16 protein-coding genes are annotated in these 25,478 nt (G+C 60.1%); 9 read left to right on the top strand and 7 right to left on the bottom strand.

Annotated elements, in window-relative coordinates; genetic code table 11:
* Nucleotides 1-272: 272 nt before the first annotated feature.
* Entirely contained in the window at nucleotides 273-1,097 is an 825-nt protein-coding gene (locus tag J3U87_RS03955) for a hypothetical protein (protein ID WP_237381733.1), read from the bottom strand.
* Nucleotides 1,098-1,566: 469 nt separating this feature from the next.
* Here J3U87_RS03955 and J3U87_RS03950 point away from each other — a divergent pair, with 469 nt between their 5' ends.
* Nucleotides 1,567-3,096: an ATP-binding protein gene (locus J3U87_RS03950; RefSeq protein ID WP_237381732.1), complete on the top strand. Its 1,530-nt coding sequence runs from the start codon at nucleotides 1,567-1,569 to the stop codon at nucleotides 3,094-3,096.
* Between the two features lie 40 nt (nucleotides 3,097-3,136).
* On the opposite strand, the gene J3U87_RS03945 is transcribed toward J3U87_RS03950, so the two are convergent.
* Together J3U87_RS03945 and J3U87_RS03940 are read right to left on the bottom strand one after the other, a co-directional pair.
* Nucleotides 3,137-3,856: an RluA family pseudouridine synthase gene (locus J3U87_RS03945; protein WP_237381731.1), complete on the bottom strand. Its 720-nt coding sequence runs from the start codon at nucleotides 3,854-3,856 to the stop codon at nucleotides 3,137-3,139.
* 210 nt (nucleotides 3,857-4,066) lie between these two features.
* Complete coding sequence (locus J3U87_RS03940; protein ID WP_237381730.1) at nucleotides 4,067-5,788, bottom strand: pre-peptidase C-terminal domain-containing protein; 1,722 nt, start codon at nucleotides 5,786-5,788, stop codon at nucleotides 4,067-4,069.
* Between the two features lie 934 nt (nucleotides 5,789-6,722).
* Between J3U87_RS03940 and J3U87_RS03935 the strand changes: the two genes are divergently transcribed.
* The 5 genes from J3U87_RS03935 to J3U87_RS03915 all read left to right on the top strand — a co-directional run bounded on the left by J3U87_RS03935 (nucleotide 6,723) and on the right by J3U87_RS03915 (nucleotide 11,644).
* Nucleotides 6,723-7,823, top strand: coding sequence for a hypothetical protein (locus J3U87_RS03935; RefSeq protein WP_237381729.1), 1,101 nt, complete (start codon nucleotides 6,723-6,725; stop codon nucleotides 7,821-7,823).
* Nucleotides 7,824-7,857: 34 nt separating this feature from the next.
* Nucleotides 7,858-8,694 (top strand): AHH domain-containing protein, encoded by an 837-nt coding sequence (locus J3U87_RS03930; RefSeq protein WP_237381728.1) that lies wholly within the window; start codon nucleotides 7,858-7,860, stop codon nucleotides 8,692-8,694.
* A gap of 44 nt (nucleotides 8,695-8,738) precedes the next feature.
* Complete coding sequence (locus J3U87_RS03925) at nucleotides 8,739-9,323, top strand: hypothetical protein (RefSeq protein WP_237381727.1); 585 nt, start codon at nucleotides 8,739-8,741, stop codon at nucleotides 9,321-9,323.
* 56 nt (nucleotides 9,324-9,379) lie between these two features.
* Nucleotides 9,380-10,147 (top strand): Imm49 family immunity protein, encoded by a 768-nt coding sequence (locus J3U87_RS03920; protein ID WP_237381726.1) that lies wholly within the window; start codon nucleotides 9,380-9,382, stop codon nucleotides 10,145-10,147.
* A 561-nt stretch (nucleotides 10,148-10,708) separates the two neighbouring features.
* Nucleotides 10,709-11,644 (top strand): N-acyl amino acid synthase FeeM domain-containing protein, encoded by a 936-nt coding sequence (locus tag J3U87_RS03915; protein WP_237381725.1) that lies wholly within the window; start codon nucleotides 10,709-10,711, stop codon nucleotides 11,642-11,644.
* Nucleotides 11,645-11,809: 165 nt separating this feature from the next.
* On the opposite strand, the gene J3U87_RS03910 is transcribed toward J3U87_RS03915, so the two are convergent.
* The 4 genes from J3U87_RS03910 to J3U87_RS03895 all read right to left on the bottom strand — a co-directional run bounded on the left by J3U87_RS03910 (nucleotide 11,810) and on the right by J3U87_RS03895 (nucleotide 17,307).
* The gene (locus J3U87_RS03910) at nucleotides 11,810-14,086 is read right to left on the bottom strand and encodes an Rv1355c family protein (RefSeq protein WP_237381724.1); all 2,277 of its coding nucleotides are present in this window, start codon (nucleotides 14,084-14,086) and stop codon (nucleotides 11,810-11,812) included.
* A 167-nt stretch (nucleotides 14,087-14,253) separates the two neighbouring features.
* Nucleotides 14,254-14,880, bottom strand: coding sequence for a DNA-J related domain-containing protein (locus J3U87_RS03905; RefSeq protein ID WP_237381723.1), 627 nt, complete (start codon nucleotides 14,878-14,880; stop codon nucleotides 14,254-14,256).
* Nucleotides 14,881-15,134: 254 nt separating this feature from the next.
* The gene (locus J3U87_RS03900) at nucleotides 15,135-15,548 is read right to left on the bottom strand and encodes a thioesterase family protein (protein ID WP_420038279.1); all 414 of its coding nucleotides are present in this window, start codon (nucleotides 15,546-15,548) and stop codon (nucleotides 15,135-15,137) included.
* Nucleotides 15,549-15,735: 187 nt separating this feature from the next.
* Nucleotides 15,736-17,307, bottom strand: a complete 1,572-nt coding sequence (locus tag J3U87_RS03895; protein WP_237381721.1) for an AbgT family transporter — start codon at nucleotides 17,305-17,307, stop codon at nucleotides 15,736-15,738.
* A 559-nt stretch (nucleotides 17,308-17,866) separates the two neighbouring features.
* Here J3U87_RS03895 and J3U87_RS03890 point away from each other — a divergent pair.
* The 3 genes from J3U87_RS03890 to J3U87_RS03880 all read left to right on the top strand — a co-directional run bounded on the left by J3U87_RS03890 (nucleotide 17,867) and on the right by J3U87_RS03880 (nucleotide 25,413).
* A complete protein-coding gene (locus J3U87_RS03890; protein WP_237381720.1) occupies nucleotides 17,867-18,994 on the top strand; it encodes an efflux RND transporter periplasmic adaptor subunit in 1,128 nt (375 codons plus the stop codon).
* Nucleotides 18,995-19,231: 237 nt separating this feature from the next.
* Nucleotides 19,232-22,354 carry an efflux RND transporter permease subunit gene (locus J3U87_RS03885; protein WP_237381719.1) on the top strand — a complete coding sequence of 1,041 codons (3,123 nt, stop codon included), beginning with the start codon at nucleotides 19,232-19,234 and terminating at the stop codon, nucleotides 22,352-22,354.
* On the top strand, nucleotides 22,351-25,413 hold the full coding sequence (locus J3U87_RS03880; protein WP_237381718.1) for an efflux RND transporter permease subunit: 3,063 nt from the start codon (nucleotides 22,351-22,353) through the stop codon (nucleotides 25,411-25,413). The genes J3U87_RS03885 and J3U87_RS03880 overlap by 4 nt, the downstream gene beginning before the upstream one ends.
* Nucleotides 25,414-25,478 lie beyond the last annotated feature (65 nt).

The following is a 25,478-nucleotide window of genomic DNA, read 5'->3' as shown; positions in this document are numbered from 1 at the left end:
TGCGTAAGGCCTGTAGATGAGGGGGCCGCCCAGACCAGCTTGCCTTACCGGTCCAGCTCCACCAATCGAAGCGACCTAACACAGATCGAAATCGATCATCGGGAGATCTAGAGGCCCGGCTTATCTGCTTCGCTCTTTTCCCGCTCGATCCTGCGAAGCATTGGCGCTTCGAAGTGTCGGGCCAGCGGCCCAACCTACTGCGGAGACGCCTCTCCAGCAAATGCGGGAACTCCCGAGCCATTCGCTTCGATTAACTAGCTTTTTGGCGCAACTCAAGTTACAGGATTTTCGTCTTTTACGGACTCGCCCGCACCGTCGACGGCCGCACTCTCTTCAGGTATCTCATTCGAGGTTCGCTCTCGATTCTCGTGACGCTCGGCCTCCTGTAAATAGGCGAACCCGATGACCTGGTAGATGTTGGCTACCGGCAGGAGCAACCAACCGAACAGCGGAATGATCGCCAGCAGCATCTGGGCCCAGCCCAAAAAGAACCGCGCCGGTAGATCGTTGACGGGCTCGGGTTTTCCCTCCACCTCGGCGAGGGCGCCCTCGTAGGGATCGACGATCGACTTGCCCTGCAGGTGCGATCCGATCAGAAACACCGTGGGTGCACCGATCACGGGGATCAAGCCCACGAACAGGAGCCCGATGGCGATCGCCACTTCCTTGCCCAGGTCCCGAAACAGGCTCGGCAACTGTTGCAACGTACCTGGCGAGGTGAATTCGGGGCGAAACCAACGAATGACGCGCGTCACCAGGGACCCGTGCCAGAAGATCATCAGTTTGACCGAAAGCCGGATGGAAAAGACGGCCGTGATCAACAGAACGCCGATCTGGGCGAACCACAGGGTCACCACCGCCATCCAAAGAAACCACTCGGGCATGGCGAGCGGCAGCCAGGAACGAAGCGGGACGTGAATGCCTCGGTAGAAACCGTAATTCAATAAAATCATCAGGGCCATGTACAGGATCCAGTTCAACAGGAACCCTCGAACCGCGGCACCCTTCAAGCCAGGAATGGTGCGCGTCGCCGTTCCCCCTGCGCGAAGCAGTGAGAAGGTATTGATTGGCGGTATGGCGAGACGATCGATAACCACAAGCTCCTCCCATTGCCGTTTCGGCCTCCCGGGGCGAAACGAATCATCTCATGATGCGCGGTTCGGTCCCAAGTAGGGTCACGCAGCGCGCGCGGCGGCCCGATCGGCCTCGCGGGAGCCCCTCTCGGCCCGTCCTGCCGACCTCCGCGGCAGCCCACTGCGCGGCGGCCGTCCTTGCGAAGCGACCGTGTCCGGACAGCCCGTTTTTCACCAAACACATCATCCAGACGAACGCGGCCAGGGCCATTGGCCGCATGGCCGTTTCGGCTGGTTCCAGGCAGGGAAAGTTCGGTACCGCCCGGCCAAAACCGAGACAAATCATAACTCAATCTTATCCAGGATACATTCGCTGGTGGTCCGTATTAAAGCGACCCAAGCGAATCCCGATTCATTATCATAGAAGGGTCGTCGCAATGCCAACCGTCCCACCGGACGCGACTCCGGGCAACGCTCAAAGGAAATCCTCGCCATGGTAAAGAGAACCGATTTACTGGACCTGATCGGCGCTCTTCCCGACGCGATGTTCGTGAAAGACCTGGAGGGGCGTTACCAGTACATCAACGAGGCGGGGGCCGCGGTGTTCGGCCTCACGCCGGACGAAGTGATCGGGCGCACCGACGTGGACCTGTTCCCTGAATCGCAGGGCCAGGACATCTGGAAGATCGATCTGGAAATCATCGCCGAAGGCAAGCCGCGAACCTACGAAGGCAGGCGCACCTATCAAGGGAAGTCGGAGTGGTACTGGACCAAGAAGGCACCGCTTCGGGACGCGAAGGGCGAGATCCGAGGCCTGGTGGGGATTGCGCGCAACATCACGGAACGCAAGCACCAGGAGGAAGAGCTTCGCGCCGCCAAACAACGCGCGGAAGAGGCCAATTCGGCCAAAAGCCGCTTTCTCGCCAACATGAGCCACGAGCTGCGTACGCCGCTCCACGCCATCCTGAGCCTCAGCGAAGTCATCACCCACCAGCTCGCCGACGCCGCCATATCCAAAGAGGTCTTCGCCCAACTGGAAATCCTGCAAAGCGGTGCCCAAAATCTCGGCAGCCTGATCGACGACATTCTCGATTTCTCCAAACTCGAGGCCGGCCACATGAAGGTCAGCGCCAAACCGCAAAACGTGCAGAAGTGGATCGATCACCTGACCGGCCTTTACCTGCCGCTGGCCGAACGGCGCGAACTCCAACTGGTCGTTCACCAGGCGAAAAACCTGCCGGAGATCCTGGCCTTCGACGGATCCAAATCCACCCAAATCCTCAGCAACATCCTCGGCAACGCGATCAAATTCACCCCGTCCGGCAAAAGCATCGAGTTCCGCATCGGCATGCGTTCCCAACAGTTGGTCTTCCGGGTGGCCGACCAGGGCATCGGCATCGGGCCCGACCAGGTGAACCTCATTTTCGAGGAGTTCCACCAGGGCGACGACACCCTGACCAAGGAATACCAGGGAACCGGCCTCGGCCTCACCATCGCGAGCCGCCTGGCGAACCTGATGGGCGGTCGGATTACGGTGGAGAGCGAGCTGAATCGCGGAACCACGTTCGAGGTGGTCATTCCGGTAGAGGTGGTCGCGAGTTCACCCGACAATCCAGGCGTGACGAAGGACCAATCGGCGATTTTGAACAACATGCGGGTGATGGCGGTGGAAGACAATCCCATCAACCGCATGACCCTGGAGGCCATGCTGCACCAATTCGGCACGACCACGATCCTGGCCGAAAACGGTGAGCAGGCAATCGAATTGGCCGCCCTTCATCTTCCGGACGTGATTCTCATGGACATCCGCATGCCGAAGATGTCCGGTTTCGAAACCTATCTCCACCTTCGCGAATGCGCGGAAACGGCCGCCATACCGGTGATTGGTCTGTCGGCGGACGCCCTGGCCGAACAGCGCGACAAAGCGCTGGCCCTGGGCATGGTGGATTACCTCACCAAGCCGTTGAATCTGGCCAACTTGAAAAAGGCCCTACTTCGCCATTGCCACGGTGGAAAAAAGTAGGCGTCCCAGGTATGCACGTCGTTCGGCCGCCACTCTCACCTCACCCGCGTTTCTTGAACGGTCGCGGCAGCGGGGCATCGACGGTGATGGACCGTCCAGCGACGGGGTGCGGGAATTCCAGGCGGTGGGCGTGCAGCATCACTCGGCCCTCGCCCGTTCCGCCATAGAGCCGATCTCCCCGTATCGGGTGCCCCGAAAGCGCCAGATGAATCCTGATTTGATGGGTTCGTCCCGTGTGGGGCCGGGCTTCCACCAGTGCGGTCCCATCTGGGTACGAAGCCATCCAGCGGAAGTCGGTACGTGCCGGGTCACCACCACTTCGCACGGCGGTCATGCGGTGTTTGTCGCGCTTGTCGCGCGCGAGGTAGTTGCGAACGGACCAAGGCGGTGGCGGGTCCTGGGCCCACCCCTCGTGATCCACCAGGGCCACGTAGGTCTTTTGGACGCGGTGATCGCGGAACATGTCGCTCAAAGGCCTGTTGGCCACCTTGGCTTTCGAAAGCAGCAACGCGCCCGAGGTATCGCGATCCAACCGGTGATGCAACGCCAGGTAGACTTGGGCGGCACCGTCGCGGGCCTCGAGGAAGCGGGCCAAGGCGGCGAAGAGGTGATCGCGGCGGGGATCGCGGGTGGCGTGGCAAGGCAACCCGCTGGGCTTGTTCACCACGATGACATGCTCGTCCTCGAACAGGATGCGGTTGGCCGGGAACGCGTAGCGCTCCTCCGAAGCCCGATGTGTTTTCGCGGATCTGGCGCACATTCGAGGTCTCTCCCTGGTCGCGCCAACGATTGTAATCGAGTACCCATCCGAAAACAGGTTATTTTTGGAATGGTCCCTTTGGATAGGCCGGGTTTTCCGTGGAAACCGGTATCGGCCGCGGTCAGCCGAACCATCCCGAAGCATCCGGAAAAAGAACGGGGACACCCGGAGGTGCCCCCGTTCGACGAGTTCCGAGAGCGAGATCGAAATCTAGGGTGCGGTGACGTCCAGGTTCAAACCGCTAAAGGTGTTGTAGGCGCGGATCCCGATGTGCCAGGTGCCTGGCGCGGGATTGTCCAGCACCACTTCTTCCTGGTTGCCGTTCACCCAGGGACGGTGGTCCCACTGGTCCGTCTGCGGCGCGGAACCCAAGCGCAGGTAGAGGTCGGCGTCACCGGTACCGCCGCTGATGGAGAAGGTCACCCGCGATACACCGGCCGGTACTTCGACCTGGTAACGCAGCCACTGGTTTTGGCTTGCGGCCAGATTGGTTTCGTGGATTTCGTCGATGGTACCGCCGCCCTGGCCGTAATCGGCCACGACCGTGACATTCGCGAAGGTGTTGTAGGCACGCAGCCCCAGATAGTAGGTGCCCGCGTTGGGAGCGCTGACGGTACAGGATTCGGCGTTGCCGTTGCGGTAGGGTCGGCAGTCGTAGGTCGATTCATCGGGCAACCCGCCGAACCGGGTGTAGAGATCGGCGTCGCCGCTGCCGCCGCTGATCTCCATGTTCAGGTTCGAAGCGCCGGCAGGTACTTCGATGGAGAAGTACCGCCATTCGCCTTGGCTCGCGGCGACACCGTTCACGGGTGTGCCCTTGTCGAGTTGGACGACATCGTTGGAAGGGCCGCAATTCAGTGTCTGGTCCAGGTTGGCCGCGGACCAGATCTGGTTCCGGGAAGCGACACTGGAATTCAGCGCGGCGTGCATGCGCGCCACCTGGCCTGCGGTGTACATCTTCGCGCAGTAGCCGTAGTCCATGAAGTTCTCGTTGTTGTCCAGCGAGCCGCAAGACGTGGTGTTCTCCCCGCAACCCGCCTGGAAATGACCGATGGTATTGGGCGTATCGGCCACTAGGTCGTCCTGGTTGCAGCTACTGGCCTGGTCGGAAGTCCCCTCGTTGCCCCACGTGTGGATCAGGTTGGCCCAATGCCCGATCTCGTGCGTGAGAATCGAATAATAGCCCTCGGTGGTGCGGCCCAGTGCCCAGGACGAGATCACGACGCCGTCGTAGTGTTCCCAGGGCGGGGTGACTTGCGAAGGATAGTAGGCGAAGGCCGAACCGTTGCCGCCGTCCGAACTCTTGACGACATAGACGTTGAGGTAGCTGTCGGTGGGCCAGTGAAGGGTTTGCTTCATGCTGATGTCGCAACCGCCGCAATCGGACCAGCTCTTGTTCCGGGTGCGGATGATGCCGCTGGTGGGGTTGCCGTCCGGGTCACATTGGGCCAGTCGGAATTCCATCTGGGCCGGAGTCACCAGCCCCTGGAAATTGGGATGGATATTGGTGGCGTTCAAGGCCGCGAAATCGGCGTTGACCTGATCGATCGCCTCGTGAACCTTGCTGTCCGGCACGTTTTCGGAACCGTTGTCGTGCACGATATGCACGACGACGGGGATCGTGTAGGTGGCCTGGGCATTCTTCGACCAGGCAAAATTGCTGGTGTGCCATTCCAGGTGATCGCGGTTCTCCCGCCAGACCTCGGCCAGGCTCGGATCTTCGAACAACCGAAAGGCCATCATGTCTTCGAGCACGCAGGTGGCGGCTTGTGGCGCCTTGTCCTGAGCGCGTGCGGATCCGGAAAACAACAGGAGACTGCAGGCCAAGGCCACAGCCGCCAGGACGAGGCGACGGTAACGTGTCACGGAAGATGTGGGCACAAAGCGGCCCCGCGCCGCGAAATCCGCGGCAATACCAATAAAACCGTTCATCTGTTCTCTCCTCATGAGTAACGCGGAAGCGCCATCGCGGAACGCACGCGATGCACTTCGAATACATCTTTTGTCGAAGGCCCCCTCGAGGACGGAAAGATCGCACGAGCCCTTGGGTGGCCATGGGCGTAGCGCGGCCGATGGGCCAGGGATTTCCGTCCAGCCTCACGGGGTGAAATAGACAATGGCCACAAACGGGCCAAATTGAATGTGGCTCGAAATCAAAAACACGATGAGGCGTTCGGCTCCAGGTGAGGAAAAAATATGGATGACGTGAAATGCGAAACGAGAAGACCGAGCGCCCAGTGGATGAAAGATTGGGGGTTGTGTGGATGGAAGGGGGAAGCCGACGGGGTGAGGGCATCCATCCGAACGACACCGATCCCGGCGGGATCGAACGCCAACATCGCCCGGCGGGAACCGTCCCAAGGGGGACCGGGCGAGAGAAGGAGCAGTGTGTCGAAGGAAGGAATCGTGAAAAGGAGGCGACGACGCCTCAAACATATAACTGAGATATCAGATGAATATATTTGTAACACTTCATTATCGTTCTGTAAATATTTTTTTACAAATTTACATTTCCGCTCGGCTGCCCACTCCTCACCGCCGGGCGAACGAACGCTTCATCACACTGAAAAGAATCATCTTGTTCAAGGTTCAACGCTTCGAACGCCACCATTTGCGCCAAGATCACCTGCCGTCACCTTCATCTTTCGCACACCGAGCCCACGGCCATCGTGGTTGACCTCCATTTGACGTTTATGTGACCTGTTCTCCCCATGCCCTGCCAGAAGTGCTAAAATGAGTTCTTCGAATCCTATAGCCGCGTTCGGAGCCCGCCACCTCCTCCTCGGGACACCGATCCTCCCCACGCGGTACGCTTCTCCGCCTATCTCGATCGAGACCCGAATGGGGTCAGAAACGGTATGCTGTTATGGAACTCGTGATTACCGGAACCGGCTTGGTTTCATCTTTGGGACGCGATCCCCTGCTCGCGGTCACCGCCATCCGCGCCGGGCTCAGCCGCCCTGCCGAACTCGTCGACTATCCAGTGCTGGACAGCGAGACCCAGGAACTCATCGCGCCGACCGGCCACCCGGTTCGCGCCTTCACGGAAGGGTTCCACCTCAGTGCCCGCTGGTTGCGCCTCGCCATCGGCGCCTTCGAGAGCCTGCTGCGGCAAACCGGATTCGAGGAAGAAACCTCGGCGGAGTTTTGGGGAAAGACGGCGATCCTGCTGGCGACGCCCCACGTCAAGGGCGACCGGTTGCAAATGCAGAACGCCGACGAAAAAATGATGTTCGACACGATGATTCCCCCGATGTTGGCCTACCTGGACCTGCCGCTGCGGAAAAGCCGCTGTGCGACCTTCCCGATGAGCAACTCCGGCGCGGCGCACGCACTGGTCCAGGCCACGGGCTTGTTGGATGCCCAAATGGCGGACCGGGTGATCTTGATCGGGGTCGATTCCTACCTCGACGGTCTTTCGATCGAATGGTTGGCCACCCACGATCGACTCAAGACCCCCAGCCGCGCCGTCGGGTTCGAACCGGGCGAGGCGGCCGCGGCGGTGTTGATCGAAACCGCGGAACAGGCCGAGCGTCGATCGGCGCCCATCATGGCTCAAATCGCCGGCGTCGGTACCGCGGAAGAAGCCATGCACATCTATCAGGACGCGGTGAATCGCGGCATCGGCCTCTCGGAAGCGGTCGCGGCCGCCTACCAACAAACCCAATGGGAAGAACCCTTTTCGGGTCTGTTGATCAACGACCTCAACGGCGAAGAATGGCGCGCCAAGGAGCTGGGTTCGGCATTGCTGCGCCTGACCGACGAAGTGGATCCGGACGCGCCGCTCTTCGTGCCTGCCGAGAGCCTGGGCGACACCGGTGCCGCCTACGGCGCCATCGCGTTGGCCTACGCGGCCTTGGCGCTGGCCAACGGTTTTGCGGGCAGCGATCACGTTTGCGTGATTTCCAGTACCGATCTCGGCGACACAGGCGCTATCTTCTTATCCATGTACGAACCGATATCATAGACCTTATAAGTATCGAAAACAGGAGACGTATCATATGTCGGAAGGGCAACATACCAAAGACCTCGAAAACCAATTACCCCACCACAAAGCCAGCGCCTCGGCCGGGGGCAAGTGCCTCAACCGCCACATCAGCTACAAGCCCTGCGACGGCCAGAACAATTCCTGTTCACACCGCTGGCAGAGCTACCTGCGGATGGAGGAGGACAAGGGGCTCTACAACTATCCCGCCTACCAGAGCCTGATCGGTCGCCGCAACATTCCCACCGCGGCCTACGAGAAGGACGGGGTCAAGATCCCCGATTGGTACAGCTTCACCCTCAACTCGCCCACCATGGGGAGCTGGGACATCGGAGTCCACCAACCCGGCCAAAAAGCGAAAAATTTCTGGGGCCCCTGTTACATCCCCTACTGGCACGAGGCACACCACATCGTGCCCAACAGCACCCTGCGCGAAGCGATCAACAGCGCCGCCAAGGGTTTGACCTTTCAGTCGGCGGTCATCAAGGAAATGCGCCGCGGCCTGCTCGATGCCGGCTACAACCTGAATTTCAAGGTCAACATGATCATGCTGCCGATCGACGCGGAGGTTTCCGATTCGATTCAGCTTCCGCGCCACCGCCACACCGCGCGCCATCGCAACCACGTTTCCTACAACAACTACATCAAGGACCAGTTGGAGCCGATCCTGAGCGCCATGGCCAAGGACATCAAAGACCACAACGTGCCCAACTACTCCGTGTCGAAGCAGCGCATCGACAATATTTCCAAAAAGGTCTACAAAGAGATCACGAACGCGATTCGCGGCGGCAAGCGTGGACGCAGCCTCGACGAATATTCGGACAAAAAAGCGAAAAGACGGCGCGGTAGCTGATCGGGCTGCCGGCCCCAAATCCAAACCATTGAGGAGAACCAGTGATGGAATACTATTTGATCGATTGCCTCGGTGATTCCAATAACTTGGACCTGGCCTTCATCGACGAGGACCCCGACGAGATCGCCGAATTCGGCTTCCGCCTGACTTTTGGCGAACGCATGGGCGACAAGTTCCCCGAAGATGCCAAGATTCCGCTCAGCGAAAAGCAGAAAGGCATCCAGCTCCTGCCCTTTCTCGGCAACAGCAAACGTCGCCTGATCTGCAATCCGGACCTCACCCAACTCATCAAGGGCATGGTCGACTGGGAGATCGAGTATCTCCCTTTCACCCTGCTCAACCATCGGGGTCGCGTTCACAGCGCGGATTACCAGATCATCAACCCGATCGGTGCCTTCGACTGCCTGAACATGAAAGCGACCGGCGGGCAGTTGGACGACCAGGATCGGCTCTACTGCGAAGACGAGCTGGTGTTGGACCCGAAAAAACTGGAACAGGCACCGCACCTGTTTCGGATCAAGCACGCCGCGCACAATTACGTGGCGAGCGAGGCGTTCCTGGATGCCTGCGACGACCGCGGGATCCGCAATCTCTTCGCGGACGAACTGGAGCAACAGCCCGCCTCCTGACGCCGCATCCCATTCCGAGGCCAGGGGCTTCCTGGCCCGCACCCCAAGGTTGATTCATGGCTGATTATTATCTGCCCATTTTTCGCAAGAACGCCTACCTGGAGCTGGCCGAACTGTTGCCCGCCCTGCTGGCACAGCCCAAATTCGATCAGTTGGTCAGCTTCGCCCAGGCCTACCGCATCAAGGCCTGTGGTTTTCTATTTGCGGATTTCGATCCCCACCTGTGCCTCCACGACCTCTCGCGCAGCGGACGCGCCTTCCTCTTCGCGCTACCCAAGATCGACCCCAAGGCCTATGTGGTCTCCCGTGCCGAAGCCTTTTTCGACGCCATCGCCGCCAACGATCAAAGCTGCGCCGCCGACCTCGCCGGTTACCTGGCCAAGGGCGACTTTCAGCGGAATTTCGAATACGAAGAGGACTACCTGTACTACCAGTTCCTCTTCCATTTCTTCTTTCTGAAGAGCGAAGCGGCGGTTTGTCGCGGCTTCCTGGACCGCATCGAAGCGGTGATCGAAGGGGCGGAGTATCCGCGTCTCGACATTTGCACCGCGTTCATGGACGACGAGGCCGAGGACTTCGAGGATGCCTTCACCCTGCTCCTCGACGAGCGCGAAGCGTTCTACCGGGCCAAACGCGAGGACGAATCCCTGACCGAGGAGCTGTTGCTCACCGAGGGCAAGTTTTTCGTCGAGGGCCTGGCCCTGCTGCGGCTGGCGGAACGGAAGGGCTTTCCTGTTCAGGACGAATACCTCTTCGTCCCCTCCCCCGTTCGCCGGGACATTTCCGCTTCGTTCGACGCGGACTCGTGGCGTACCACCCTCTGACCCATCGGCACTCCGGAAAACCGAGGGAATGCGTGCCGAATCGTTCGGAGTTTTCGCACCGTTCAATATCTTAATGATGTACATCACTTTCGTCATTCGCATTTTGTGATGAAATTACATCAGAGGTTTCTGGTCCTCATATCTATTATTTTTTTCTTTCTTTTCGAGACGTTGCGACCGGAATACATACAAGCCTTTACAGCAGATTTGTTTATACAATACAAAAGGCTTCACGCGTCAACACAACCCTGACTAGAGCATGGTCAAGAAAGAAAACGGGATGCGATTGCCATCGCGGCAACTTCGCGTCGATATGTCCAAAGTGTGCGATCGGAGCGTTTGCACCTTCTGCGATGTTGATGTGAGATGGATTGAATGATCTACACGAGCGAATGCGGAACAGCGTTCGATGGGCTTCGGTGTGGATATAGATACTATCATTTTTCACGCAGCGCTTGTGGAATTCGTGTGTCAAAATTCGCATGCATTGGATATCGTCGTGTCGTTGCGGCGGAGTCCCGTTTCTTTCTTTCATATAGTATGAACGATAGGATGGGTGCTTTGAGTTTTAGAATCAAACTATGCACGGATACCGAGGACTTGGATGATCTGTTTCGCTTGCGTCATCGGGTGTTTGTCGATCAAGAGAAGTTGATGCCACCGACACCCGACGGCCGTCTGTTCAATCGCTTCGACGTGTTCCCCAACACGGTCAATCTGGTGGCCGTGAGCGAGGGAACCGTCGTCGGCGGCGTTCGCCTCACCCGCGGCAACGATGCCGGCAATCCCGCCAAGGAGTTTTTCGACTTCGGCAACATGTACCGCGACACGCCGAACGGCGCGCTGCTTTACTGCAGCATGCTGTGCGTCGAGCCCCAATACCGCAAAAAGCGCGAGCTCACCAACAATCTTCTGAGGATGGTGACCTATTACGCCTTCCGGCACGGCATCGAACGGGTCCTGGCCCCGGTTCGCCCGACCCTGGTCAAGCGCCTCAAAACCATCGGGTTTCGCGAGGCGGCCGAAACCTTCACTCACGTGGAAAGCGGGTTGATCGTGGTGCCCATGGCGCTGGACATGCGGGAAATCAATCCCCACTACCTGGACTTCGCCAAGACCCACAACATCCAGCAGTACGTGGAAAACTACGAGCGCGCCTTCTATACCGCGGACGAAGCGATCGTCCGCGAGGGAGACACCGGCGAAGAGGCCTTCTACATCGTGGAGGGCGAGGCCGACGTGATCCGGGCCTGCAATCGCACGGGCGACAGCCGCCTGGTCGGTCAGTTGAAGACCGGCGACCTGTTCGGAGAAGTCGCGTTGATCGTGGGCCAGCGGCGCTCGGCGACCGTGGTGGCACGCTCGAACATCGACCTCATGGTCATCAACCGGGACGCCTTCCACCGTCAGGTTCTGGACAATCCCAACCACCTCTTCTCGCTGCTGAAGGTGGTGGGGCATCGCCTCAACCAAACCCTGTCCCAAATTCATTCCTAGGAAGTGGCCATCCGTGATTCGGATGGCCCCGCTTTCGGCTTTCGGCACTCAGGTCTCGGCCAGGTCCGGTCTCGCGACCGCGTTTCCGTGACCTGATTTTATTAAAACCGAGGCCACCCGCACGAAGCGCTTGTCCCCGACGACCGAGGACAAGCGCTTTTCTCGTCAATCCAACGGTCGCCCTATCGGGCTACCGACCCGAACCAGCTTGGACAGCGGCAGGCGGTGCGCCGGCTCCACCGGTTGGGGGCTTTCGAACACGCGGAACAGGAAGGCGGGCACGCCGTCGATGTCCGCCGTCAGGTTGCGGAACTCTTCGACGATCGACTTGGCGACTTCGGCCTCCCAATGGTTGAAAAATCCTTCTTCGGCCTTCTCGAACCATTCCAAGAGAAACAAAATGCTGCCCACGGGCTGGAATCCGAGACCCTGCGCGGTGGCGGCCAACCAGATGCGCTGCATGGCACGCCCGGCCTGGAACCAATCCTCGGGACGCGTGCCCGCGGTGACCATCAATCCCAGGGCGCCGGCCGCACGCACGGGCAACTCGCCGTACTTGGTCAACCCCCGGGAGCCATTTTCGGCGCGCAGGAAGGCCGACACATCCGGGCGGGAGATCAAGAACACCCCCGCGAGGGCATTGGCATCCAGTCCGCAGGATTGAAGGTCGATCCCATCGCGACTGTGTGCGGCACTTTCCGGTGTATAGCGCAGCTCTCCCACCAAGTCCCGATGCAGTCGAGGGTGGAGCAACCGCAGGCGGTCGACTTCCCCCAGCAGGCGGGCCCAGCGATCCAACCGTTCGCGGTCCTGCTCCCAGACCATCTCGGCATGGCGTTCCTGCGCCGCGCGGCCGAGTGCCGCGGTCTTTTCCGCGGGAATGGGGGCGGGTGGCAACATGCGACGGTTGGTATGGCGGGTGGCGATATAGGGTTGCAACGGATCGAGCGCCGGGCTCCCCTCCCGGAACGAAAGGGACGCCACGAGGTGGCGCTGATCCGGCGCCGGAAAGGTTTTCACTTCGGTATCCCAACCAAGGGACTTGGCCTGCAGTTCGGCGTTTTCCGCCACCGCACCCAGGCTGAGCATGGAGGCACGGCCGCCTCGATCCATCAAGTTGGTGGATCGATCGCGATCGAAGGCCAGCCACAATACATCGCCATCGGCGTAGAACCGCCAGGGTTGGGCATTGCCGCCGGAAGGCGCCATAACGGCCGCTTCCACCACGGAACGCATCTTTGGTCGCAATTGCCGCCAATCGTCGCGATCGGCGGGTTTGGGAAGGCGTGATTCCGAAGCCCGCGGTTTCGGTTCCTCACGAGGCCCGTCGGTCATCAGGGCCAGGGGATCCAAGATGCGGCGGCCGGATTTCATTTCGCGACCCAGGCCGATCTCGCGGACGGCCATGCACACGTGGCCGCCGCCCACCACCACATCGGACGCCAGTTGCGGCCAGGTGGACAGCGTTTCGCCACGCTCCAGCAACGAAGCCGCCATGCGCGTGGTCAGCCCTGATATCGGGTTGATCCGCAGGGCCATATCGAATTGCAGCGCTTCCGGTGACATGCCTTCCACGTTCACCTCGCCGATCCGCCCGTGCAGGATCGGACGATCGGGCTCCAGGTCGAAGCGCTCCACGTCCATGACGCTGCCATCGCTGGATTCCATCACGACGGGGATGCGGTGCTGCCTGGCGCGCTCGCGAATGACGATCTTCAGGTGCATGCTGTCGCATTCCTCGACCAACACGTCCAAGGGCGTCTCGCCACCCAGGAAGTCGTCCAAGTTGTCCTCGGTCAAGCCGTCCTGAAAGAGGACCAGATGGGCGTAGGGATTGATTTCGGTGATTTGGCGCGCGGCCAGGACGGTTTTCTGCACGCCCAGATCCCACACCGAGGCGCGAATCCGGTTCATGTTGGAAAGGTCCAGCGTGTCGAAATCGGCCAGTTTCAAGGTTCCGAAACAGCCCTCCATGGCCATGGTGAGGGCCATGACGTTGCCCACCGACAGCCCCGCGACGCCGACCGTGAGCCGCGCCAAGCGATCCTGTTCCGCCAAGGTCAATTTGTTGCGATTGCGGTTGAGTCGTAACTCGCGAAACAGGTCCGACGGCAGGAGATGCACCAGGTTGCCGTTCCAGGGGTAAAAGGCCCAGCGTCCCCACCGCTCCAGCGGCATCCCGTCCGTCAGTTCCCTTTGGAACGCGGCCAACGCCACGTCGTCCGGCATGTTCCCCGCGGCCCGGGTCTTGGCCAGGTCGGCGATTTGGCGGGAGAGACAGTCATAGACGCGATGGACGAGCCCGCAGCGCGCCAACCGGTCGAGTTCTTCGCGATCGTCGGCATCGGCAAGGTTCAACAGGGTCGGTCGCCAGGCAGAGCGATCCTCCTGTAGATGAGCATCGTTTTTGAGACGCAGGATGGCTTCTTGGTCTGTATTCATATGATTCCTCGATCGTATAGAGCATATTAATTCGCCTCTCCATTAACACCTCAAAGTCAGCTCATTGTCTTTGACAGGAATCACTTAGTAAAAAAAGGGGCGCCATGATATTTCACGAACGCGTATCGGGGTCGACCGAACGGAGCAGGCGTCCGCGGACTCGCGGCTCAGCTCAGCAGGGCACCGGCCGCGCTCATGACGCGCCGGAATTCGTCCGGATCGCCGCCCATATCGGGATGGGTCCGGCGGACCAGCTCGCGATAGCGCCGTTTGATCTCGGCGGGGCCGGCGAACCTCGGCAGGCCGAAAACCTCCAGCGCCTCCTCGCGCCCCAGGGTCACGTGGTAGCGCTTCCAAAACGCCTGGATCATGCGGCGCACGGTATCGCGATCGACCGCTTCGCAGTTGCGCCAGTCGAGGTAGTAGTTGCGAAGGGGATCGTCGGGCGCCACCTGCCGGCGGGCGGCGTGCTCGTGGCTTCGCGAAAACGGCAGCAGCCCGATTCGGAGGCAGTGGATGTGAACGTCGGCTTCACCCGCCACACGGAGGCGATCGCGCAGACGATACAGCAGGTGGAACAGCAGGAAGTGCTGGCGAAACATCTCCAGCTCGTCGTGGAGCCGGCCGGTGAAGGGCGTGTCGTCTTCCAAGGCCAGCCGTTTCAGGAGATCGTATTCCTTCAGCCCTTGGGGGTGGGCGCGCAATATCACCAAGATCAAATCGAGCAAAGGGTCCAGATCGCAATCGCGATGGGTGTACTCCTCGGTCGGGGCTTGATAGGGTTCAGGAGCCAAGGACGACCTCCGATCTTCCACCCAATCCGAATGATCGGTCTGCGCCATCGAGAAGCGACCGAGCCACCAGCGCCGTCCAACGGCGCCCCCGCCATGACCGCCCGGGGCTGGGACGAGAGGCATTCGCGGCTCGTTTTCGGCCCATTCTCGGCGGCGAGGATCCAATCACACACCTTGGGTTCTGCCTTACCAGCCCTATCGACCGGTCGGCCGTTCCTCATCAAAAAAAGCGTCGACTGGCGCCGACACGTCTATTATCCGCAAAGATAAGTGCCGGTGCCGACAGCCAACAAATGCCCCTGGTCATTGTGCAGTTCCATGCGGGTAACGGCGACCTTGTTCCCCGTTCGCAGCGGAATCGCGGAGGCCGTAAACCATTGACCGCGACCCGGTCGCAGAAAATCGACGCGAATGTCGATGGTGCCCACCTTGGACAGGGTGGCCACGATCTCCTTGGAGGGCTGCTCCTTCATGCGCTGGTAGGCACCCATCAACGCGATACAGCCGCCGGCCACGTCCAGTACGGAGGTGACGACCCCGCCGTGGAGAATGCCGTGAAGGAAGTTGCCCACCAACTCGTCCTTCATGGGAATGCGAATGTCGACACGTTCGGCGGAAATGGTCGTCAGCTCCATGCCGAGCAAACGGTTGAACGGGATCTGCTGCATGAACTGGCGCACCGCGCCTACTTCCGGTTGTTCCAAAACGAGGACCTCCCCCAGCGGCGGCGCGCCACGTCGCCACCTGAATCGAACCGTATTCTAACGCGCTCGATCGCCAGGGCAATAAGAAAACGGAGGGTGCCGGCACGCGGCAACCCTCCGTTCGGTGTAGGTCACATCGGTCGTGCGGCGATCAGGGCGTCGCCGGCGTGTAGACGTAGCTGGCATCGACGCCGAGCGGAATTCCCAGTCCCCAGTAGATCAGCAGGAAGATGCTCCAGGTGATCATGAACAGGATCGTGTAGGGCAACATCAACGAAACCAGGGTGCCGATGCCGGTCTTCTTGACGTACTTCTGGGCGAAGACGACCACCAACGGGAAGTAGGGCATCAGCGGGGTGATGATGTTGGAGCAGGAATCGCCGACGCGGTAGGCGGCCTGCGCCAGATCGGGAGAAATGCCGACCTGCATCAGGATCGGCACGAAAATCGGACCCAGCAGGCCCCACTTGGCGGAGGCCGAGCCCACGGCCAGGTTGACGAACGCGGTCAGGAAGATGATGCCGATGATGGTGACCTGGGGCGGCAGGTTCATGGCCTTGAGCGCCGCCGCGCCCTTGAGCGCCATCAGCGCACCGATGTTGGAATTGTTGAAGGCGTAGAGGAACAGGGCACAGAAGAAGGCCATGACGATGTAGTAGGTCATGGCGTCCATCGCCTTTTTCATCGACATGATAATGTCTTTCGAGTTCTTGAACGTGCCCGCCATCAGGCCGTAAACCACACCGGGAATCAGGAAGAACACGAAGATCAGGGGCACGATCATCTGCATCAGCGGCGCGTCGAAACGCTCCAGGTAACCGTCCGCGTTGCGCAGAATCGAGTCGGAGGGTATGGCAATCGCGGCCAAGGCGATCAAGCCGAGGATCATCGCGGCCGAGCCGGCCCAGAAGGAGCGAGATTCGCTTGCGGTGAGCTTTTCGATCTTGGTAGGTGGTTCGGCGTCATTGTCCACCGGTGTGTGGGAGTTCAGCCGCGGTTCGATCACCCTGTCCGTCAGGAACCAACCGACGAGGATGATGACGATGCTGGAAGCCCCGGTGAAGTACCAGTTACACAGCGGATTCACGGTCTTGGCGGGATCGATGATCTGCGCGGCGGTCTGGGTGAAACTCTGCAGCAACGGATCGATGCCCGAGGGAATCGGGTTGGCGCTGAATCCCCCCGACACTCCGGCGAAGGCCGCGACGATCCCTGCCAGCGGATGACGTCCGGCCGCGTAGAAAATGACGCCACCGAGGGGAATCACTAGCACGTAGCCGGCGTCGGTGGCGGTGTGGCTGAGAATCGCCACGAAAATCAGGACGGGCGTGAGCAAGCCCTTGGGGGTGAAGCCCAGCATCCACTTGAGACCGGCGTTGATGTAGCCCGAGTGTTCGGCCACGCCGACCCCCAACATGGCCACCAATACGATGCCCAGCGGTGCGAAATCGGTGAAGGTCTTGACCATCCCGGCAAAGAAGGTCGCCATCGTCGAACCGGCCAACATGTTGTTGATCTGGATCGCCTCACCGGTTTTGGGATTGATTTCGGTGAAGGTCACACCAGAGAGCAGCCACGAAAGCACCCAAACGGTCACCATACATATAAAAAAGAGAATCGCGGGATCGGGCAGCTTGTTGCCCAACCACTCGATCCAGTCGAGGAACTTGGCCATGGCCCCCTGGGGAGCCTGGATCTGGGCTTGTTTTCCCTTGTTTGTCATAAGTCGTGTGTCCCCTCTCATCGAGCGTTTTATTCGAAAGCGGAAAGGGTCGAACCTGTACCCGACCCACATGAATACCGCGGGTTTTGGAGCCCATCCGCGCCGCGGACCGAAACGCGGTCCAATTGGGGAAAAGTACAGGACCTTCCCAAATAGGGGTTCTCTATCTAAAGAGGAACATTAAATAAAGAAGCGCTGAATGTTCCCGGATGCGGCGAGCCCCGCCATCACGTCCGCCGGCCTGCAGTCCAAAACCCGGGTGATCGTGAATGGGTCGCCAACCCGGAACGGTTACCTAAACGGCAATGACGGTGATGTGAAGAATCCAGTCTACCAGAGCAAAGGCCGGCCGGGCAATTGACGAAGGCCCTCGAGGCCCCGCAGGCGCCATTTCTTGGCTGAAAAATGGAGTTTGGGTGGGGAATTGTAGTGAATGGATGACGATTTATTCCAAGTTGATCCCAAATAAGGACAAAAAATCCGAATCAGTAATGAACCTTTACAATCAGGCCGCGTTAAAGCCGACAGGTGGAGAAGGAAAATCAGGGGAGGATTCAGCGTGAAGAAGCTTTCAATTGTGTTGATTCTTACTGCACTGGTTGCAGGAGGCGTCTTTTTCGCCGTTCAACAACCGCTCAGTGCTGACGACGACAGTTCCAGCAAAAAGTCAGAAGAGAAAGACGACGAGAAAAAGAAAAAAGAGCCCGTATACCTGGTGGAGTTACACACCGTCGGCTCGAGAGAAATGACCACCTACGTTTCCGGCACCGCTACCCTCCAGGCAGACCGCCAAGTCGACATCTTTCCCAAAGCCGCCGGACAGATCAAAACATTGAAAGTAGAAGAGGGCCAAAAAGTATCGAAAGGTGATTTGCTGATCGCGCTGGACGGCGACGACGCGCGATTACAATTGGAACAGGCCAGGGTCAACCTGAAACGAGCCCAGGCCGAGTACAAGCGAATCAAGACCAGTTATGACAAATCCCTGGTCTCGACCGAGGAATTCGACGCCAAGAAGTTCGAGATGGAACGCATGAAGGCGGAATTCGACATCGCCAACTACAAGGTCGAAATGACCCAGGTGGTCGCACCGTTCAACGGGACCGTGGTCAACCGCTTCGCGGAATTGGGCCAGACGGTGCAACCCAGCGAAAAGCTGTTCACGATCGCCGCACTGGATCCGCTCAAGGCCGAAGTCTTTTTGCCCGAGCGGCAAACCTACGATTTGGAAACCGGCCAGACGGTGACCTTTTCCCGGACCGATGCCTTCAAGGATGCCTTCGACGGTTCGGTCACCCGCATTTCGCCGGTGGTCGACCGCGAGACCGGCACGGTCAAGGTGACGATTTCGGTCACCGAGGCGCCGCGTTACGTGCGCCCCGGCACCTACGCCCACCTGCGTATCGTGACCCACGTGGAGCAGTCCGATACGGTGCTGCCCAAAAAAGCGTTGGTCTATGACAGCCGCCAGAATACCTATGTCTTCCTCGCCGAGCGTGACGAGAAGGACGTGGACAAACTGCGCGTGAAGAAGAAAGAAGTGAAAACCGGCATCGAGGAAAGCGTGTACGTGCAGATCACCGAGGGTCTGCAGGCTGGTGACCGCATCGTGTTGACCGGCAAGGACTCCCTGAAAGACGGCGCGTTGATCAAGGATCCGAACGTCGAAGTCTCCGCGAAAAAGTAAGGGGTCGCATAGCCGGCGCGGAAGGTCGGGGGAGCCTTCGAAGGCTCCCGTTCCAGGTACATCGAAGCACTGCCGCGTCCCGCGAGTCGCTCGCGCCGGCAGTCCGACTGCGAATGCCTCCGCCCGGTCAATCTTCCCCGCGTCGCACTCCGCGTCAAGTCATCCGTCAACTCTTTTTTCCGGCAGTTCCATCCTGCCTGCCGGCCAGCCACGCCCCAGAGGACTCGGAGCATTTCTATGAGCATCATACGCACTTCGATCAATCGACCGGTCACGATCATGATGGTGACCATCGGTGTGATTGCCTTCGGTCTGATCAGTTTGGTCAAACTCCCGATCAACCTGTTGCCGGACCTCTCCTACCCCACCCTTACCCTGGAAACCCGCTACCCCGGTGCGGCCCCAGAGGAAGTGGAGTACCTTGTCACCCGCCAAATCGAAGAGGCGGTGGCCGTGATTCCCAACATCAAGCGCATCACCAGCGCCTCGAAACCGGAGCTGTCCCAAGTCACCCTGGAATTCAACTGGGGTCGGCAGATGGACTTCGCCATCTTGGACGTCTCCAAGAAGGTCGACCTGCTGCGCTTCCCGGAAGACGTCGCAAAACCGCGCATCCTGCGTTACGACCCGAACCAGGACCCGATCCTCAAGGTGTCGGTCACCAGTGAGGACATGCCGCTGACCGCACTGCGGTACTTTGGCGAAGAGGACCTGAAAAAGCGCCTGGAGGGCGTGGCCGGCCTGGCCTCGATCGAGGTCGTCGGCGGTCGCGAGGAAGTCATCGAAGTGGAGCTCGACGAGGCGGCCCTGAAACGCTACGGGCTGACGATCGAAGAGGTCAACACCCGCCTGCGCGAGGAGAACATCAACCGTGCCGGAGGCTCGCTCTACGAAAACGAGGCGCGCTTCCTGGTGCGGACCCTCAACGAATTCAAATCGCTCGAAGACATCGAACAGACGATCGTCAGCCGCAAGGAAGAACGACGCATCTTCCTCAGCGAAATCGCCAACGTGCGCTTCGGCTACAAGGATCAGGACCACATCGCCCGCATCAACGGCGAGGAAGGCATCGAGCTGGCCTTCTACAAGGAAGGCGACGCCAACACGGTGACGGTCAGCCGTAATTTGCGGGCCGCGATCGACGTGCTGAAGGAAAAGTACGAAGACAAGCTGGAAATGACGACGACCTTCATCGGTGCCACCTTCATCGAGAGCTCGGTGGAAGAGGTGAAATCCAACGCATTCTTCGGCGGCCTGATCGCGATCATGGTGCTGCTGTTCTTCCTGCGCGACCTGAAAGGTACCCTGATCGTCGGTTTCGCCATCCCGATCTCGGTGTTCGCCACCTTTTTCCTGATGCTGCAATTCGGCGTGAGCATGAACATCATGTCGCTGGGCGGCCTGGCCTTGGGAATCGGCATGTTGGTGGACAATTCGATCGTCGTGCTCGAATCGATCTTCGTGCGCAAGAACCTCGGCGACGATTCGGCGACCGCCGCCGAGAACGGCGCCTCGATCGTCAGCGGCGCGGTCGTCGCCTCGACGTTGACGACCGTGGTCGTGTTCCTGCCCATCGTGTTCGTGGAAGGGATCGGCGGCCAGTTGTTCCGCGATCTCGGCATGACGGTCAGCTTTTCGTTGATCGCCTCGCTGTTGGTGTCGCTGACCCTGATGCCGACGCTGTACGCCCTGTTCTCCCGTAGGAAGAAGAAAAAAGCGAACGACGGCGAACCGGCCAAACGGGTCGAGCGGGCCCCGGCCATGTCCGCGGGTTTCGACCTGAAGGAACACAAGGCCTCGGATTTCGCCGACAACCTCTACAGCCGCATGCTGACGATCGCGTTGCGCTTCCGCTTCGTGGTGCTCCTGGCTGCGATTCTGCTGGTCTTCCAGGCCGCGCAGCTTTGGAGTTCGATGGGCGTCAACCTGGTGCCCGAACTCAGCCAGGGCGATTACTTCATCCTCGTCGAGTTGGAAGAGGGTACCCCGATCGAGCGCACCGACAAGATGGCCTCCTGGGTGGAAAGCCAAATCCTGGAGCAGGAAGGCGTCAAGGTGGTGTTCTCCAGCCTCGGTGAATTCAACCAGGGCGTGGAGAGCCGTACCGGCGAAAACCTGGCCCAGGTCAATTTCAACATCGACCCCGAAAAACACGATCCGGATACGGTCATCGCCGGAATCCGCGAGCGGCTGAACAAGGGCCCTTCGCTGTCCTACCAAATCGGCTCGCCCAGTTATTTCACCTTCAAGACCCCGATCGAGGTGGAACTCTACAACGAGGACCGCGAGGAGCTGGAAAACGCCGCCCGCGAACTCGAGGCCAAGATGGAAGAAAACGGCCTGTTCAAGGATATCCGAACCACGGTCGCCGACGGCAACCCCGAAGTCCAGATCAGCTTCAAGCGCGACACCATGTCCAAGCTGGGCCTGTCGATCGGCAACGTTTCCAACATGTTGCGCGACAAGATCCAAGGCGCCTCGCCGACCCGCTTCGTCCGTAGCGGCCGCGACATGGACATCTTGGTGCGTCTGCGCGAAGCCGATCGCGAGAGCTTGGACGGGTTGGAGACCCTGACGATCGGATACCGCGAAGGCCGGCCGATCTTCCTGAGCAGCGTCGCCGAAATCAAACACGAAATCGGCCCGGCCCAAATCAAGCGCATCAGCCAAAAACGGGCCGCGGTCATTTCATCCGGCGTGCACGGCAACGACCTGCGCGCGGCCGAAAAGGCCCTGTTGCCGCTGATGGCCGAAGTGCAGAGTGCCCATGCCGGCACCCTGATCGACGTCGCCGGCCAGAACGCGGAAATGAACGACTCGTTCGAGTCGCTCTTCAAAATGATCGCCTTGGCCATTTTCCTGGTCTACCTCGTCATGGCCTCCCAATTCGAATCGCTGGTCCATCCCTTCCTGATCCTGTTCACCATTCCCATCGGCCTGGTGGGCGGTCTGGTGGCGCTCTACGTGGTCGGCATGGAGATCAGCGTCATCGCCCTCATCGGCCTGGTCATGCTAGCCGGCATCGTGGTCAACAACGCCATCGTCCTGATCGACTACATCAACCAGCTCAGGCGAAGCGGCGAAACCCTCTACGACGCCTTGATCGTGGCCGGCAACCGCCGCATGCGGCCCATCTTCATGACCACGACCACCACCGTGCTCGGCCTGGTTCCCATGGCGCTCGGCCTGGGTAGCGGCGCCGAGATGCGTGCCCCGCTCGCCGTCACGGTGATCGGTGGCCTGGTGTTCTCGACCGTCCTGACCCTGGTCATCATTCCCGTGCTCTACGGCACGGTCAACCGCGGCCTCGTCATTCCCGAACGGGGCCGGGCCACCGTGGAATCGGAGGCGACCGCATGAAGCTCTACGACCTCTCCGTCAGAAAGCCGGTCACGGTTTTTGTCGCCATCGCCTGTATCTGCGTGCTGGGCGTGATCTCGCTGCAGCGGCTGAAGCTGGCGTTCCTGCCCAAGGTCGACTTTCCCGCCATGTGGGTCATGGCCAGTTACCCCAACCAGAATCCGCTGATCCTGGAACGGGAGGTCACCAAACCGCTGGAGGAAGGGCTTTCCACCATCAAGGGAGTCCGCAAGGTCAGCTCGGAAACGGAGTCGGACCAGGTCGTGATCCGCCTGGACTTCAACTGGGGCATGGAATTGGACCTGATCCGCCTGGAGCTGGGCCTCAAGCTCGAGGAAATCAAGCCGACCCTGCCCGACGGCCTGCGGCACATCGACATCTTCAGTTTCAACACCGAGGACATTCCGGTCATTCAGGGACGCATCTCGGCACCCGGGATCGACCTCTCCGAGAACTACGATCTGCTGGAAAAGCACATCAAGCAGAAATTGGAGCGGATTCCCGGCGTGGCCAAGGTGGACCTGGGCGGCGTGCTGCCCAAAGAAGTTTCGATCGAGCTCCACCTGGACAAGATCAAAGAGCACGGCGTGGATGTGGGCGAAGTGGTTCAGAGCCTGGCACGTGACAACGTCAACCTCTCCGCCGGGAAAATCAAGACCAACGGCCTGGTCTACAACCTGCGCAGCCAGGGCAAGATCAACACGCTCGAAGAGTTCGCCGAAATGAAGGTCACCGATTCGGGCCTGCTGCTGAAGGACATCGCCGACGTCCTCTACGAGGAGCCGCCGATCGGCTATCGCCGCCACCTGGACGGCGACGCCGCCCTGGCCCTGGAAGTCTACAAGGAGAGCACCGCCAATACCGTCGAGGTCGCGACCGCCGTCAACGCGATCGTCAAAAACGAGATCGCGGCCGATCCCCTGCTCGAAGGCATCACCCTGCTGGTCTGGGGCGATCAGGGCAAAGACATCACCGAGGGCCTCGACGGCTTGACCCAAGCCGGCCTCTACGGCGCCCTCTTCGCCGTCATCGTCCTGTTCCTCTTCCTTCGCCGGTTGGATGCCACCCTGATCGTGGCCACCGCGATCCCGATCTCGGTGATCGGATCCTTCATCTTCCTGTACGCCTTCGGCCAGACCCTGAACATCCTGACCATGATGGGGTTGATGCTCGCGGTCGGGATGTTGGTTGACAACGCGGTCGTCGTCCTGGAGTCCATCTACCAGAAATACCTCGAAGGCGAAAACGCCGTGGAGGCCACCCGTCACGGCACCCGCGAGGTGATCGTGGCCCTGATCGCGGCGACCTCGACCACCATGATCGTGTTCCTGTCGCTGGTGGTCAGCGACGACAACCAGTTGGGGGTCTGGCTCTCCTCCATCGGCTTGACCATCTGCATCACGCTGGCGCTCTCGCTGCTGGTTTCGACCACGGCCATTCCGCTGTTCGCCTCGAAAGTCCTCGACAGGTTCAAGAAACCCGAAGAGGCCAAGAACCCCGGCTTCCTGAAGGGCTACACGGCCGTGCTGAACTGGTCGCTGCGTCACCCGGTCTGGACCGGCGTGCTGCTGCTGGGCCTGGTCGGCTCCACCGCCCTCCCCTTCTCGCAACTGAAAAATTTCAAGGGGACGTCCTTCAAGACCGAGCGCCTCTACATGGAATACGAGTTCCAGGACTTCTTCTTCCTGTCCGACGCGGAGAAGGCGGTCGACGAGGTGGAAGCCTACATCGACACCCGCCGCGAGGATTGGGGTCTGGAATCGGTCTACTCCTACATGCAGGAGAACTACGCGGCCACCTCGCTGAACTTCAAGGACCGCCACATGCCCGTGGCGCGCTTCAAGGAAATCCGCAAGGAACTGCGCGAGGGTCTCCCCGAAATCGCCGGCGTCAAATTCATGTTCGACGACGACGAGCAGAGCAGCAGCCAGGCCGTACGCATCCAGTTGTTCGGCACCGAGACCGACATCCTCAAAACCACCGGCGAGAAAGTGGCCAAACTGATCGAGGGCATCGACGGCCTGTACGACATCAAGTCGGGCAAGTCGAGCGGGAAAAAGGAACTGCAGGTCACCATCGATCGCGAGAAGGCGAACCTCTACGGCATCAGCCCCGAACAGGTGGCCGAGACCTTCGGGTTCACCCTGCGCGCCACCTATCTCCCGCGCTTCCAGGCGGGTGAGCGCGAAACGGACGTGACCTTCGGCCTGCGCATCGAAGACCGCGCCTACATCCATCAGGTGGAGCAGATCCCGATGGGCCAGGGGGTCAAGCTGGGCTCGATCGCCAAATTCGAGTACGCGGACCGACCCGAGACCATTCGCCGCGTGGACCGCAAGGCACACCACGTGGTGCGCGGCACCTACGAGGGCGAAAATTTCAATGAGATGAAAGAGGAAATCGAAGCGCGCATGCAGGATTTCGACTTCCCGCCCGGGGTCACCTGGTCCTGGAGCGATCGCCTGATCCAGGAAGACGAGGACATGGACGCCATGCTGCTGAACCTCGGCTTGGCCCTGATTCTCGTGTACCTGGTCATGGCCAGCCTGTTCGAATCGCTGACCCAACCCTTCATGATTTTTTCGACGATCTTCTTCAGCCTGGTGGGCGTGTCCTGGCTGTTGTTCTTCACCCGCACCGAGTTCGAGGTCATGGCCGGCATCGGCATGATGATTCTCATAGGCATCGTGGTCAACAACGGCATCATCATGATGGACCGCATCAACCACTACCGCCTGACGGGCATGCCGCTGGAGCAGGCGGTCCACGACGGGGCCATCGACCGCATTCGCCCGATCCTGATGACGGCGGCCACCACCATCATGGGTCTGATCCCGATGGCGATCGGTAACTCCGGCTTGGGCGGGGCCTACTACTTCCCCTTGGCGCGCACGGTCATCGGCGGCTTGGCCTCATCCACGGTGTTGACCCTGGTCGGCCTGCCGTTCGTGATTCTGACCAGTCACCGCACGGCCAAGGGGCTGGTGCGGCTGTTCAAGTGGATCGTGAACAAGACCCGGCGCGGGAAAAAGTCCCAGGAGCAACCCGCCCCCGCTTGAGGGCGAAGGAACGATGCGGGCCGAAACCTTCGGCCCGCACCATATCTTCATGGCATTTCTCGGAA

Origin of the sequence: Sulfidibacter corallicola (assembly GCF_017498545.1) — a bacterium.
In the GTDB taxonomy this organism is placed as follows: Bacteria; Acidobacteriota; Holophagae; order Acanthopleuribacterales; family Acanthopleuribacteraceae; genus Sulfidibacter; species Sulfidibacter corallicola.
The sequence above is the reverse complement of the archived record's forward strand: the minus strand, read 5'-3'. Positions and strand labels throughout refer to the sequence as shown.